Source organism: Gammaproteobacteria bacterium (assembly GCA_013214945.1).
GTDB lineage: Bacteria > Pseudomonadota > Gammaproteobacteria > Enterobacterales > Psychrobiaceae > Psychrobium.
In genome coordinates this window covers 51,229-65,278 of sequence record JABSRT010000009.1, presented here as the reverse complement: position 1 = coordinate 65,278, position 14,050 = coordinate 51,229, and the positions used below count along the sequence as shown (strand labels likewise).

Annotated in this window: 13 protein-coding genes; 8 read left to right on the top strand and 5 right to left on the bottom strand. The window is 43.0% G+C overall.

All coding sequences use genetic code 11. From position 1 onward, the window contains the following. Nucleotides 1-11 precede the first annotated feature (11 nt). The 5 genes from HRU23_08605 to HRU23_08585 all read left to right on the top strand — a co-directional run bounded on the left by HRU23_08605 (nucleotide 12) and on the right by HRU23_08585 (nucleotide 3,571). Nucleotides 12-845 carry an RluA family pseudouridine synthase gene (locus tag HRU23_08605; protein NRA54189.1) on the top strand — a complete coding sequence of 278 codons (834 nt, stop codon included), beginning with the start codon at nucleotides 12-14 and terminating at the stop codon, nucleotides 843-845. Nucleotides 846-1,030: 185 nt separating this feature from the next. Beyond that, nucleotides 1,031-1,288 carry a DUF2282 domain-containing protein gene (locus HRU23_08600; GenBank protein NRA54188.1) on the top strand — a complete coding sequence of 86 codons (258 nt, stop codon included), beginning with the start codon at nucleotides 1,031-1,033 and terminating at the stop codon, nucleotides 1,286-1,288. 4 nt (nucleotides 1,289-1,292) lie between these two features. After that, on the top strand, nucleotides 1,293-2,171 hold the full coding sequence (locus tag HRU23_08595; GenBank protein NRA54187.1) for a DUF692 domain-containing protein: 879 nt from the start codon (nucleotides 1,293-1,295) through the stop codon (nucleotides 2,169-2,171). Further along, on the top strand, nucleotides 2,164-3,063 hold the full coding sequence (locus HRU23_08590) for a putative DNA-binding domain-containing protein (protein ID NRA54186.1): 900 nt from the start codon (nucleotides 2,164-2,166) through the stop codon (nucleotides 3,061-3,063). The genes HRU23_08595 and HRU23_08590 overlap by 8 nt, the downstream gene beginning before the upstream one ends. Before the next feature lie 43 nt (nucleotides 3,064-3,106). After that, nucleotides 3,107-3,571 carry a DoxX family protein gene (locus HRU23_08585; protein ID NRA54185.1) on the top strand — a complete coding sequence of 155 codons (465 nt, stop codon included), beginning with the start codon at nucleotides 3,107-3,109 and terminating at the stop codon, nucleotides 3,569-3,571. Between the two features lie 82 nt (nucleotides 3,572-3,653). Here the strand turns inward: HRU23_08585 and HRU23_08580 are convergent, their stop codons facing one another. From HRU23_08580 to HRU23_08570, 3 genes are all read right to left on the bottom strand, one after another. Further along, nucleotides 3,654-5,243, bottom strand: a complete 1,590-nt coding sequence (locus HRU23_08580) for an ABC-F family ATPase (GenBank protein ID NRA54184.1) — start codon at nucleotides 5,241-5,243, stop codon at nucleotides 3,654-3,656. Nucleotides 5,244-5,442: 199 nt separating this feature from the next. After that, nucleotides 5,443-6,111 (bottom strand): DUF480 domain-containing protein, encoded by a 669-nt coding sequence (locus tag HRU23_08575; GenBank protein ID NRA54183.1) that lies wholly within the window; start codon nucleotides 6,109-6,111, stop codon nucleotides 5,443-5,445. A 93-nt stretch (nucleotides 6,112-6,204) separates the two neighbouring features. Then, a complete protein-coding gene (locus HRU23_08570; protein ID NRA54182.1) occupies nucleotides 6,205-6,834 on the bottom strand; it encodes an amino acid transporter in 630 nt (209 codons plus the stop codon). A 112-nt stretch (nucleotides 6,835-6,946) separates the two neighbouring features. On the opposite strand from HRU23_08570, the gene HRU23_08565 reads away from it, so the two are divergent. After that, complete coding sequence (locus HRU23_08565; GenBank protein NRA54181.1) at nucleotides 6,947-7,873, top strand: LysR family transcriptional regulator ArgP; 927 nt, start codon at nucleotides 6,947-6,949, stop codon at nucleotides 7,871-7,873. Nucleotides 7,874-7,961: 88 nt separating this feature from the next. Here the strand turns inward: HRU23_08565 and HRU23_08560 are convergent, their stop codons facing one another. Together HRU23_08560 and HRU23_08555 are read right to left on the bottom strand one after the other, a co-directional pair. Further along, nucleotides 7,962-9,572 carry a HAMP domain-containing protein gene (locus HRU23_08560; GenBank protein ID NRA54180.1) on the bottom strand — a complete coding sequence of 537 codons (1,611 nt, stop codon included), beginning with the start codon at nucleotides 9,570-9,572 and terminating at the stop codon, nucleotides 7,962-7,964. A 218-nt stretch (nucleotides 9,573-9,790) separates the two neighbouring features. Continuing rightward, the gene (locus HRU23_08555; protein ID NRA54179.1) at nucleotides 9,791-11,215 is read right to left on the bottom strand and encodes a sodium-dependent transporter; all 1,425 of its coding nucleotides are present in this window, start codon (nucleotides 11,213-11,215) and stop codon (nucleotides 9,791-9,793) included. A 216-nt stretch (nucleotides 11,216-11,431) separates the two neighbouring features. Between HRU23_08555 and HRU23_08550 the strand changes: the two genes are divergently transcribed. Together HRU23_08550 and HRU23_08545 are read left to right on the top strand one after the other, a co-directional pair. Beyond that, nucleotides 11,432-13,213 (top strand): ABC transporter ATP-binding protein/permease, encoded by a 1,782-nt coding sequence (locus HRU23_08550; protein ID NRA54178.1) that lies wholly within the window; start codon nucleotides 11,432-11,434, stop codon nucleotides 13,211-13,213. Further along, a complete protein-coding gene (locus HRU23_08545) occupies nucleotides 13,213-14,013 on the top strand; it encodes an ion transporter (GenBank protein ID NRA54177.1) in 801 nt (266 codons plus the stop codon). The genes HRU23_08550 and HRU23_08545 overlap by 1 nt, the downstream gene beginning before the upstream one ends. Nucleotides 14,014-14,050: the final 37 nt, after the last annotated feature.

Genomic DNA, 14,050 nt, shown 5'->3' with positions numbered 1-14,050 from the left:
GAGTTTATTTCGTGCAATCTTTTGAGCTTCATCTTGATGTATCCGAACCTACCACCGCAATTTTGTTGTTAAGCGAACACAGCACTTTATCGAAACAACAACTTAAGCAGGTAATGCATAAAGGTGCTGTTTGGCTGACTGTTGGCACTAAAACCGAACGGTTACGCCGGGCCAAAAAATTATTACAAGCTGGGCAGTCAGTGCATTTGTATTATAACGAAGTGGCGCTAAGCGATGACTTTACCAAACCTGAATTAGTGGCTGATTGTGGGGACTATAGTGTGTGGAGCAAACCTAGCGGCATGATGAGTCAGGGTTCTAAGTGGGGCGATCACAGCACCATAACTCGGTTTTCCCAATTAAATTTAGAACCACAACGGCCCGTTTTTATTGTGCATCGGCTCGATCGGGCAACCCAAGGTTTAATTTTGATCGCGCACAGCAAAGGCGCAGTCCAGCAACTAACTCACTTGTTCGAACAGCGTCAAATTAGCAAAAAATATCAAGCGGTGGTCGCGGGTCAATTCCCGGCGAAGCTTGAGTTTGATTTGCCAATTGACGATCGCAGCGCTCAGACGACTGCGCAGTTATTGCAATATGATCCGTTACAAGACCTTTCATTGCTCGACATTAGTATTGGCAGTGGCCGTAAACACCAAATAAGACGCCACCTTTTAAGCGCTAACTTTCCTATTGTTGGTGACCGACTTTATGGTCAAGCGCAGCACCATGAAGCTGACCTACAGCTTTGCGCCTATGCCTTGGCTTTTATTTGCCCGTTAACTGGCGAAAGTAAAAGTTATCAAATCACCCCAGAGCTACTGGTTGCAATAAACAACAGTTAGATTTAGATCAAAAACTCCTATTATTCAATCTATTAATTCTCGTTTTAGATCGCTAGAATAATAAAAATTAATATTTTTTGAAAGTTATTCGGTGGACACAGGTCTTTATATAAGACGCCGGTATGCTCTTGTTCTTTATCGAGCAACTCGCCAACTTACTTCTTCAGCTTAAATTAGGATTTATTATGAATAATAAAGTAATACTCAATACTGCAGTAGCAGCAGCGATTACCCTTGCAGTCGTTAATTCACCAGTAGTAGCAGCCAAAGGTGACATGGAAAAATGTTATGGCGTCGCTAAAGCGGGCCAAAATGACTGTAAAGCTGGCCCAGGTACTTCATGTGCCGGTACATCAACTAAAGATGCTCAGGGTAACGCCTGGATGTTAGTTGCTAAAGGCACCTGTGAAAAGCTAGTTGGTGGCAGCTTAACTGAGAAGTAATTTGATGAGCAGCCCGATCAACCTCGGTGTTGATTCAATTCCCGCTACGGCGGGCGTTGGATTAAAACCCCAGCATTTCGAACATATTTTAGCGGCAGCGCCTAAAGTCGGTTGGTTTGAGATCCACGCTGAAAACTACATGGGCGGTGGTGGGGCAACCCATTATAATTTGACTAAAATTCGTGAGAATTATCCGCTTTCAATCCATGGCGTTGGTTTATCTTTAGGTTCCAGTGAAGGCGTTTGCAGCAATCATTTGAACGCGCTTAAGCAGTTAATTGACCGTTATCAACCCGGTTTAGTGTCTGAACATCTGGCTTGGAGCCGCTACCACTCAACGGTATTAAACGACCTATTGCCGGTGCCTTACACCGAGCAAAGTTTAACGCTGATGGCCCAAAACATCGATTATACTCAAACCGTATTACAACGCCAAATTTTGCTAGAAAACCCATCGAGTTATTTTGAACTGTCAGCCTGTGATTATACTGAAGCTGAATTTTTAGTGAGTTTAGCGCAGCGCAGTGGCTGTAAAATATTGCTCGATGTTAACAACGTGTTTGTTAGCGCCTGTAATCACGGCTTTGATGCCAAACAATATATTACGGCAATTCCTGCAGATTTGGTGGGTGAAATTCACTTAGCCGGGCACTCTGTTCAGTCATTAGCAGGCATGGGCGAGATTAGAATTGACGACCACGGCAGCATCACCTGTGAAGCCGTGTGGCAGCTTTATCAATTTGCTTTAGCGCATGTTGGACCTGTGCCAACGTTAATTGAATGGGATACCGACGTGCCAGCTTGGCCCGTGTTACAAGCCGAAGCTGATAAGGCGCAACATTACCTTAATCAATTAGTTGGGGTGCGAGGTCTTCATGACTAAAAATGCGCTAAACGATTTTCAGCAACAACTATGTCAGCATTTATTGTCGCCGCAGCTTGAGCAGTCAAGTGAACTATTGCTGGCACAGTTTAAGTCTCAGTTTTCGCCAGTAAATGGCGAAAACAAAGGTAAAAACAAAGGTAAAAGCAAAGAGTCTATTGATGGCTTAATCGAAGCTAGAACTCGACTCGACATTTATCGTAATAACGTTATTCATTCACTAAGTTGTGCGATTGGTGATTTGTATCCGATCGTCAAACGCTTGGTGGGTAAGCAATTTTTTAATGGTTTGGCAATTGAATTTGTTCGGCTTTATCCGCCAAATAATAGCGCCTTGGTTTTATATGGTCAGGGCTTTGTCGAGTTTATTGCCCAACATCAGGCCTGTGCTCAGTTACCTTACTTAAGTGATGTCGCCCAACTAGAGTTAATTTGTCACCAGTGTTTTCATGCGACCGATTGCGATAATTTTGAGCCAAGTCAATTGGCTAACATTGCGCCAGAGCAACTGGGATCGCTAAGCTTTACCCTTGATCCTGCGGTGCATTTATTACAGTCGAGCTGGCCAGTTGAAGACATTTGGCAAGAGAACCTTAAGGCGGACCCGCAGCCGCTTAATATTGATCAGGCTGGTGGTTGTTATTTGTTAGTTTTTCGCCGCGAGTTTGAGGTTCAGGTGGTTGATCTTAATCCGCATTGTTTTAACTTTATCAGTCAACTTAGCGCTGGTCATAGCATAGCGCAAGCGTGGCAAGCTACTTTGTTGTTGGCTCAACAATCGGTCAGTGAAATAACCGAGTCGCTTAACGAAGATGAATTAGGGCCGATGTTGGCTTATTTGTTTGGACTGCCACTGTTTAGTGATTTTCGGTTACAGGAACAATTGCAGTAACGATGACAGGAACGCTTACAGAAACAATTACAGGAGCATTAATATGATCAATAACATAGTAGTTACATTGCGAGGTTGGTGTTGCCGTTTACCTAATCAGTTGATTATTTTAGCTGCTCGATTGGCGATCGCAGCGGTCTTTTGGCGCAGCGCCCAAACCAAATTCAGTGGCTGGCAGCTGTTTGGTCAAGATTGGCAATTTTTTAATCTCAATCAATCGACCTTTACCTTGTTTGAATACGAATATGACTTGCCGATTATTGATCCTGAAGTCGCGGCTTATTTGGCAACCTTTGCCGAATTTTGGCTGTCGTTGGCGCTTATTTTTGGCTTGTTTACTCGTTTAAGTGCCTTGGCTTTGCTCGGCATGACTGGCGTTATTCAAATGTTGGTATATCCGGATGCGTGGCCAACGCACATTTTATGGGCCGCAAGTTTACTGTTTTTAATTAAACACGGCGGTGGTTTGTTATCGCTCGATCGTTTGCTGTTTAAAGGCAATGCATAATATAGCCATTAGTATTATTACGAGCAAAAAAACGCCGACAATTGTCGGCGTTTTTGTTTAGACACTAAAAAACTTAATTAAATTAAGCTTCTTTAGTGGCTAAGAACTCGTCGTAAGTACCACGGAAATCATTAATGCCCTGTGGGGTGATTTCTAGAATACGGGTGGCGATTGACGAAACAAACTCACGGTCATGAGAAACGAAGAACATGGTGCCAGCGTAGTTCGCTAGTGCCAAGTTTAGTGCTTCGATTGATTCCATATCCATGTGGTTAGTTGGCTCATCCATTAGCAATACGTTCGGGCTATGCATCATGATTTTACCAAGTAACATCCGGCCTTGCTCACCACCAGAAATTACTTTAACTGACTTACCGATGTCATTTTGCGAGAACAACAGACGACCTAAAATGCTGCGAACTGCTTGCTCGTCGTCACCTTCGTGCATCCATTGAGCCATCCAATCGAATAAACTTAGGTCACTTTCAAATTCGTCTGAGTGATCCTGTGCGTAATAACCAAGGTTCGCGTTATCAGACCATTTCATTTCGCCCGATGTTGCTGCCAAATCACGTTGTAAAATACGTAATAGGGTAGTTTTACCAACACCGTTTTGACCGATAATTGCCACACGCTCACCAACTTCAGTGATCATGTTAAAATCTTTAAAGATGTGGTTATCGTCAAATGACTTGCTTAAACCTTCAATCGTAATTGCATTACGGTATAACTGCTTTTCTTGCTCAAAACGGATATACGGCGTTTGACGGCTAGACGCTTTAACTTCAGCTAGCTGAATTTTGTCAATTTGCTTAGCACGTGACGTTGCTTGTTTTGCTTTAGAAGCATTAGCAGAGAAACGGCTAACAAATGACTGCAGTTCAGCAATTTGTGCTTTCTTCTTAGCATTGTCAGACATTAGCTGTTCACGTGACTGATGTGCAGCAGTCATGTATTCGTCATAGTTACCTGGGAATAATGACATTTCGCCGTAATCAAGGTCAGCCATGTGAGTACATACTGAGTTTAAGAAATGACGATCGTGCGAAATAATAATCATGGTAGATTTACGTTCGTTAAGCACGTTTTCTAACCATTGAATGGTGTCGATGTCCAAGTTGTTGGTTGGTTCGTCGAGCAGTAGAATTTCTGGATCAGAAAATAATGCTTGAGCAAGTAAAACACGAAGTTTCCAACCCGGTGCAACTTCAGACATTGGACCATAATGAAGCGCTTCTTCAATGCCTAGGCCGAGTAACATCTCACCGGCACGAGCTTCAGCGCTGTAACCGTCCATTTCTGCGAATTCGGTTTCTAAATCCGCAACGCGCATGCCATCGGCATCGCTCATTTCTGGCATTGAGTAAATGCGGTCACGTTCTTCTTTAACGGTCCACATTTCTTTGTGACCCATGATCACAGTATCGATAACCGAAAAGTCTTCGAACGCGAACTGATCTTGGCCCAACACGCCTAAACGCTCGCCAGTATCGACTGATACGTTGCCAGAAGAAGGCGTTAAGTTACCGGTTAAGATCTTCATAAACGTTGATTTACCACAACCGTTTGCGCCGATAAGACCATAACGATTACCGTTACCAAATTTAACCGAAATGTTCTCAAACAACGGCTTAGCGCCAAATTGCATGGTGATGTTAGCTGTAGAAATCAATGTAATTTACTCTTAAGTGATTTAATAAAGTTTAGGAGATTTTTGCTGCGCTAAGCGCAAGGTTTAAATTCCTAAAAAAGCGGCATATTTTAACCGTTTGGGCAGCTAATTACTATCTTTGATTTATTTGATGTGGTTGCTGTGTGACATGGCACCGCTATCAACTTGCGTTCGTTGACGAGATAATAGCGATCAAAAATTAATTAGCCAAAAGCACGGTTAACTTTTCTACTTGTTGCGTTAACTGGTCAACCCGGCGCTCTAGTTCGTCAATCCGCTGGTTGGCGTCTGACTGAGGCTGTGGCGAAGGCTCGGTAGTGCTAGCAGGTATTTGTTCTGGCACGATTTTTTCAGGCGCGCTTAGCTCACTAAACAACTGAGCATAACGAGATTCACGCTTGCCCGGTTCGCGCTCGAGCTTGGCGACTAACTGACCTTCGCAGTGATCACTTAAACTGCTTAGGGCCGCTTCTACTTCGTCAACATTAGTAAAATCAGCTAATCGGTTAGATCGGGTTCTTAACTCACCCGGAGTTTGCGGGCCACGCAATAACAATAGACAGACAATAGCGCGCTGCTGGGGTGTAAACTGCAAGCTGCCAAATTCGGTGTTACAAAAACGGTGCTTGTATTTAATGATCCGGCTGCCAAAACCGGTTTGCTCACCAACTAGGTGCTGTGTGGTTAATTGATCTAACAGATCTTGAACCTCGGATTCGGTGAGATCCATCACTGGCTCGCGGCTACTTTTTTGATTGCAAGCATTGGTCAGGCTATTTAGCGATAAAGGATAGTGATCTGGGGTGGTTGTTTCTTTTTCTAGTAATACCCCAATCACTCGAGATTGCTCGGCCGTTAGTTTGAACATTATCTTAATCTCCTGATCTTGCAAAATTTTATCCTAACCTATTTACCTTGGTCGGTCATTGACTTGTTATCAATAACCTTAATTATTAGGGTTTTAGCCATAAAACTTAATTGACCAGCTGTCAAATAATGAATAAGCAACTAGCCACATTATCAAGCCAATTATGACATCAATGGTTTGCTTAACTTTAGGGCGACTGAGGTAAACCGAGAGCTTGGCAGCTCCAATTGCAAGACAATAAAACCACACCACCGACGCAGACATCAGTCCGAGCACAAAATAGACCTTGGCCGAGCCATGGTATTGACTGCTGACACTACCAAGCACCATCACCGTGTCGATGTAGACATGAGGATTAAGGAAAGTAACCAGCAAACTGGTGATAAGCACATATTTTAATGACTTTTTCTTAGCTGCTTGGTTTAAATCGGAATTGTTTAGCGTCAACGCTTGCTTAAATGACATTGAGCCGTAGGCCAGTAAAAATATAATACCCGCCCAAGTTAGCGCACTATACATCAGGTCGCTGGTATTCATTAATGTGCCGCTGGCAATAACACCCAAACCGATTAAGGATACGTCGTAGATCGCGAATAAGGTCGCGGTTGTTAAATGATAATTACGATTAATGCCGTTATTTAATATCATCGAGTTTTGCGCGCCAATAGGTAAAATCATACTAAGACCTAGGCTAAAGCCTTTTGCTAACACTAATATGCTCATGAAGAAATTCCGCTGATTGATTTGATGCCTTATTGTGAACTTGAAATGTTAAGTAATAAAATTAATAATATTTATTTATCATTAGCTCAGCTAATGTTGAGGGTGCCTGTTAATGAGGGTGTCTATTGATGAGGAGTATCAATTAATGAAGTTTGACTATAAGTTGCTCGACGCACTAAATGCGGTAATGGCGCACCAAAGCTTTGAACAGGCAGCGGCTAAATTATTTATTACCCAGTCGGCCGTATCGCAAAGGATTAAGTTGCTCGAAGAAACGGTTGGTCAGCCAGTCATTGTGCGCAGTCAGCCCATTACCGTGACTGCGGCCGGCGAGAAGCTATTACGCCACTTTCAGCGAGTTCAGCAGCTTGAAAATGAGCTATTACCCGATTTATTACCCGATGTTCCAGTGCAGCCAATTAAGATCGCGCTCGCGGTGAATGCCGACAGTGTCGCGACTTGGTTTCTTGATGCGATAGCGCCAATCTTAAAAAATAATTTGGTAGAGCTCGATTTAATTATTTGCAATGAAAGCCGCAGTATCGACAAATTACGGACCGGTGAGGCTATTGGTGCGGTAAGCCGGCAAAGTAAGCCACTCGCTGGTTATCAATCATTCAAGCTCGGGCGGGTTGATTTTATCTTAGTTGCTTCGCCTGAATTTAAGCAACGTTACTTTGCACAGGGCATTAGTGCGCAGACGCTAATGCAGGCACCGGGCATTAGTTATGATCATAACGATGATATGCATGTGCGCTTTATTGCTGAGCACTTTAAGGTCGATGCCAGTGATTATTACTGTCACAGTGTACGTTCTTCAGAAGCTTTCGTTGATTTGGCCAAAAAAGGAGTCGCTTATTGCTTGATCCCGACCTTGCAAATTGAAGATGAGTTAGCGCGGGGCGAACTAATAAACTTATGTCCCGATAAACGGTTAATTGATATTTTATATTGGCATAGTTGGATCTTGGTGAGTGGCATTAATAAAACCTTGTCGCAAGAAATCGTCCGTTATGGCCAGCAAGTGTTAATGAACTAACCCTTTAACTTGCTAACAATAGCAGCTTACCTGTCAGGACATTCGCCAGCCAAAGCTGTTTGTTGAGGCTGGCGACTTTACTTAAAACTTACAGCTTAAAGCGGGCAACCTGAGTATTGAGATCACTGGCCAATGCCAACAGCTGTTGACTTATCTGCTCGCCGCGCAAGGTATCATCGCTTGATTGCTCTGCGACATTGCGAATGTCGATTACATTGTAGTTAATTTCTTCTGCCGCAATATTTTGCTGAGTAGCGGCATTAGATATTTGGGCATTTAACTGATCTAACTCTTTTATTTGGTCGGTTATGCTTGTTAACAGCTTGGCGACATCGGCGACATTGTGGGCCTTTTGGTTAGCTTGAGCGCTGACACTATGCATTGAAGCGACAGCTTTGACCGCGGTTTGCTGTAAATTAGTAATGGTCAGTTGAATCTCCTTGATTGAATCGCGAGTTCGGGTTGCCAGCAACCTTACTTCGTCGGCTACCACCGCAAAACCGCGCCCTTGCTCGCCAGCTCTGGCCGCTTCAATTGCCGCATTTAATGCCAGTAAGTTGGTTTGCTCGGCAATTTTAGTTATCACCTCCAAAATACTGCCGACTTCATTGGTTTTAGTGCTTAGGTCTTCAATTAATTGGCTATTGATTTGAATTTCGGATGCAAGATCATTTATGCCATCACGTGCCAGTAACGCCAACGATTGGCCTTGGCTAGCGTCATTATTAGCGGCAATCGATTTTTCAGCGGCGTATTTGGTATGTTGTTCAACTTCACTGGCTGAAGCGTCTAGCTCGTTGATCGCCGCTGCCACCGATTCTGTCGCGGTTTTTTGAGTTAACACGGCTTGCTTAGTTAGTTGTGCCATCTCGCTCACCTCTTGGGCTGTTTGAGTTAACGCAAGTGTGGCTTGGGCGACATGGCTAAAACTGTGTTTAAATTTTGCCATCATTGAATTTAATGCTTGGCTCACGGCGCCAAGTTCATCGGGATGGTGGACAGTAATTATTTTATTCAGGTCGAGATTTTGTTCAATATCGCTAATGGTTGCCCGTAATCGGCGCAGACGATTGAAAATTAAGCGTTGCAAAATAATCGCTAATAATACGAAACCAATCATAATAATGGCCAACTGTAGCAGGCTGCTTTTAATTAACGCATGCACAATCTCTTGATCGCTGTCTGACATATCATAGCTAACTTTTACCGCCCCTAAAATTTCACCTTCGGTTGCTTGATGGCAACCAAGGCAGTTGGTGCCAAGATAGTCTGCACTGGCTTTCATCGGCAAGATTATTTGCATCACTCGATGGCCATCTTGTTCAATAATTTCGATTGATCGGGTACCTGATAATCCGAGGCGGTCAAAGTCGCTCTGTGCTTTTTGATCTTCAAAACCAGGGCCGTATAACTCAATGACTTTGTCGGCTCGAATAATTTTTGCCCCGGTAATGTTGTCGTGACTTTGGACTTTTTGTTGGTAAATCTTGCGGTTGGCCATCGAGCCAGACAACATCATGGTGTTGACCGAGTCAAAATAATTTTTGGCCAAACTTTCGATATTGGCTTCGACAAACTTTTCGGCCATTTGTCGCTGCTGCTGATAAAAAAACAACACACTGGAAACTAAAATGCTCAAGCCGATCAGTGTCAGCGCTAATTTAATTTTGATCGACAGACTTGCCATTATTTTATTCATTGCTTAATCCATTGTTATGGTCAAAATTGCAGAAACTAGCTCTTTTGTACCATAGAAATAAAGCTGACTTTTTGACTTAAAATAAGAGAATGAGCAATAAAACTATCGAGTGAGTTGATGGGAAATCGTTTAAATATTGGGGAGGGTTCGGAATAGGGCATAAGCAAAGACATCCGTGTCCGTGCTTTTGTTTAGGGAAATGCTTCTTCACCAAATAGTTATTGACCAAATAATGGCGCACCAAAATATATTTGGGCGACAGTGTTAAGGAAAATAGCTAATAAGACCACCGGAATAAAGGTGCTAAGTGAAAAGTTAATATATTTTTGGGTCAGTGACCCCTGATATTTATCATTACCGATACTGAGCTCTTGGTTTAACGAATGCTTTTTCCAGCGGAAGCTGACAAATAAACACAGTAACAAACCGTTTAGCGGTAAAATGGTATCGTAGAACAGATCATAAACAAGATCGAAGAACGATTTAACATTGCCACCGTAGTTGGTTACTTCTGTTAACCAGCTCACCATGCCAAATGAAGCCGCGCACAATAACGTTAGCAAACCACCAAACACCGCAATGCTCGACAGCGCTTTTTTACGTGTTTGCTGCTTTTCATCGATAAGGTAAGCAACGGGCACTTCAATTAGCGACACCAACGAAGTGATCGCGGCAAAAAATACTAACAAGAAAAACAGCGTCGCAATTGCACTTGCTCCAACAAAGCCAATGCTGACTTGCAGCGTCAGGAAGATCTTTGGCAGCAATACAAAAATAAGACTAATCGATGAGTTGCTTAGTTCAGCGGTATTAACGTTAGGATCAAACGAGAAAATAGCCGGTAAAATCAGTAAACCTGCAATAAATGCGACGCTAGTATCAGCCAGCGCAACAAATTTTGCTGAGTTAACGATATTGGTGGTTTTGCTCAGGTATGAACCATAGGTAATTAACACACCCATGCCTAATGACAATGAAAAGAACGCCTGCGATAGGGCATTATTAATGACCGACGCGGTGATCTTGCTCATGTCAGGGATAACATAAAAAGCGACGCCAGCTAGTGCATTGTCTAGTGTTAAGACAAAGGCCACTAAAGCCAGTAGCATGATAAGTAATGCCGGCATCATTATTTTTGATACCTTCTCAATGCCTTGCTGAACCCCAAGTTTTAAAATGATATAAACAATCAACGCAACTAAGGCTAATGATATAAACACATAAGGGCTATTAACGAACGCGCCAAAGCTGCCATCGGCGGCTAAGTATTCAAGTTGGCCAAATATAGCCATCAGTAAATACCCTAAAATCCAGACACTGATTACGGTATAGAAAACGGCAATCATAAAGGGTGTAATTACCCCAATAACTCCGGTGATGCGCCATAACGGGTTTTGGTTTGACAATTGACCAAAGGCGCCAACCGGACCTTTATTGGTTTGGCGACCCATCGCCAGTTCTGCAGCCATAATTGGCAAGCAAATAGCGACCACGAAAATCGCATATATAATTAAAAATGCGCCACCACCATTTTTAGCGGCGTTGACAGGGAAACCGACCAAATTTCCAATCCCGACAGCTGATCCTGCAGCTGCTAAGATAAAACCTAATCGAGAACTAAAATGTTCTCTTTCTTTACTCATTTGTAACAGACCTTTTTGCTGGGTTAAATTTTTTGCGGCGCGATGCTAGCAAGCTTTTAAGCCGATGTCGCTCGTTAGATTGGTTAAGCACCTACCGATGTTTATATTTGTAAGCCAGCATACGTAATTGATTGAATTGTGCTTATTTTATATGCTGACAACGCCAGCGCTAGCCCGTAAAATAGCGCACTAATAATTAACAATAACGGCCAAACTATGCGCAGCATGCAACATGACGAGGTTCCCGAGACCATAAACTGGTCGGTTTTTAAAACCTTAGTACCTTATTTGACTGAATATAAAGGTCGGATGTTTTTAGCGTTACTGTGTTTAGTTTTTGCTAAAATAGCGACCGTTGGTTTGCCCTTTATTCTCAAGCATATTGTTGATTCTCTCGACGGTGATAAGTTGCAAGTTATGGTTGCCCCGGTGATGCTGGTGGTCGCTTATGGTGTGCTTAGATTAGCGCTGGTATTGTTTGGTGAATTGCGTGATACCCTCTTTGGCCGGGTTACCGAACGGGCGATGCGCCGACTTGGGCTTAGAGTGTTTAACCATTTACATCAGCTTGATCTCGATTTTCATTTAAACCGCCAAACCGGTGGTTTATCGCGCGACATGGATCGCGGCGTCTCGGGCATCAACTTTGTAATGCGTTTTATGATCTTTAATATTATCCCGACCCTAATCGAGTTTATATTTGTGGTGGCGATTTTATTATTCAATTACGGCATTAGTTTTGCGTTGGTGATCGTGCTGGCGGTAGTCAGTTACGCGATGTATTCAGTTAAGGCGACACAGTGGCGCACCCAGTATATTCGTGAGGCGAATTTGGCTGATTCGAGCAGTAATAGCCGGGCGATTGACAGCTTACTTAATTATGAAACGGTTAAATATTTCGGAAACGAGACTTATGAGGCCAATCGTTACGACGCCGAGCTGGCTAAGTGGGAGCTCGCCAAGCGCAAGAATCGGCTGTCGTTATTCACCCTTAATGGCGGACAGGCTTTTATTATTGCGCTCGCGATGACCGCCATGATGAGTTTGGCTGCTTTTGAAGTCGCGGCGGGCACAATGACTCTCGGCGATTTTGTGCTGATTAACGCCTTTACGATGCAAATTTTTATGCCGCTTAACTTCCTTGGTTTTGTCTACCGAGAAATTCGTGGTTCGCTGGCCAGTATCGAACAAATGTTCTTATTATTAGCCAAACAACCGCAAGTACAAGACAGCCCCAATGCCCAAGCATTAGTAACAACCCGTGGTGAAATTCGGTTTGAGCAGGTTGATTTTCATTACCAAGCGCAGCGACCCATCTTAAAGAACATCTCATTTTACATTGGCGCCGGCCAGAAAGTTGCGGTGGTTGGTGCAAGTGGCGGTGGTAAATCGACCCTAGTTAAATTACTATTCCGCTTTTACGATGTCTGTGGTGGAAAAATATTAATTGATGGCGTCAATATTAGCGAAGTGACCCAGCAATCACTGCGCCAAGCGATTGGCATTGTGCCACAAGATACGGTGTTATTTAATGACACTATTTTTGAAAATATTCGCTACGGTCGTCCCGCTGCCAGCAAGCAACAAATTAATGATGCGATTGATCTTGCTCATTTACGAGGTTTTATTGACAGCTTGCCTGATGGCGATTGCACCTTAGTCGGAGAGCGTGGCTTAAAACTCTCAGGTGGTGAAAAACAACGAGTGGCGATTGCGCGTACTATTTTGAAAAATCCGGCGATTTTAGTGTTCGACGAAGCAACGTCATCATTGGACAGCTACAGTGAGCAGCAGATTACAAATGCGATTAATGGTATTGCTAAAACCACCACCAGTTTAGTGATTGCCCATAGGTTGTCGACTATTGTCGATGCCGATACTATTTTAGTGATGAAAGCCGGCGAAATTGTCGAACAAGGCAATCATCATCAATTATTACAACAAGATGGAGAATATGCCGCTTTATGGCGACTTCAACAAAACAAAGAGTTAAGTTAATGAATATTTCAGCAATCCAAACCTATTCACGGCAGCTAAAAAACAACAAAGTATTTGAGCTGTTTGTGATTATGATTATTGTATTGTCCGCCTTATTAATCGGCGCTAAAACCTACGATATTCCGGCATATGCCCTCGGTGCCCTTAAATTGATGGACTGGTTTATTACTGGGATCTTCTTATTTGAAATTTTGATCCGTTTTATTGCTGATGAAGACAAAAAACGCTTTTTTACTAAGGGCTGGAATATTTTTGATAGCCTAGTGGTAATTGTCAGCTTAATCCCGGTCGAAGACAGTGAATTGGCGCTGGTGGGGCGACTTATCCGCATTTTCCGAGTGATGCGAATGGTTTCATTTGTGCCAGAACTTCGGTTGTTGCTTAACTCGTTATTAAGAGCCTTGCCGCAACTGGGTTATGTGGTGTTGTTAATGTTTATTATTTTTTATATTTACGCCGCGGTTGGCAGCAGTTTCTTTGGCGTGATTAACCCTGATTTGTGGGCTGATATTTCTATTTCAATGCTAACGTTGTTCCGGGTCATGACCTTTGAAGATTGGACCGACGTAATGTATGAAGTCATGGCGGTATATTCAATTGGTTGGGTCTACTTTTTGTCTTTCATTTTCTTAACGACTTTTGCTTTCCTTAATATGGTGATTGGCATTGTGGTTAACGTGCTTGAAGATGAACATGCCAAAGAACAAGCGATTCAAGACAAGATAGATGGCAAGTTAACGATTGACGATTTGTCGCGCCAAATTGAAGAACTTAAACAGTTAATTTCGGCAAAAAACTAGGGTTAATTAGTTTGGGCTAAATCCTCTTATCCGGTGC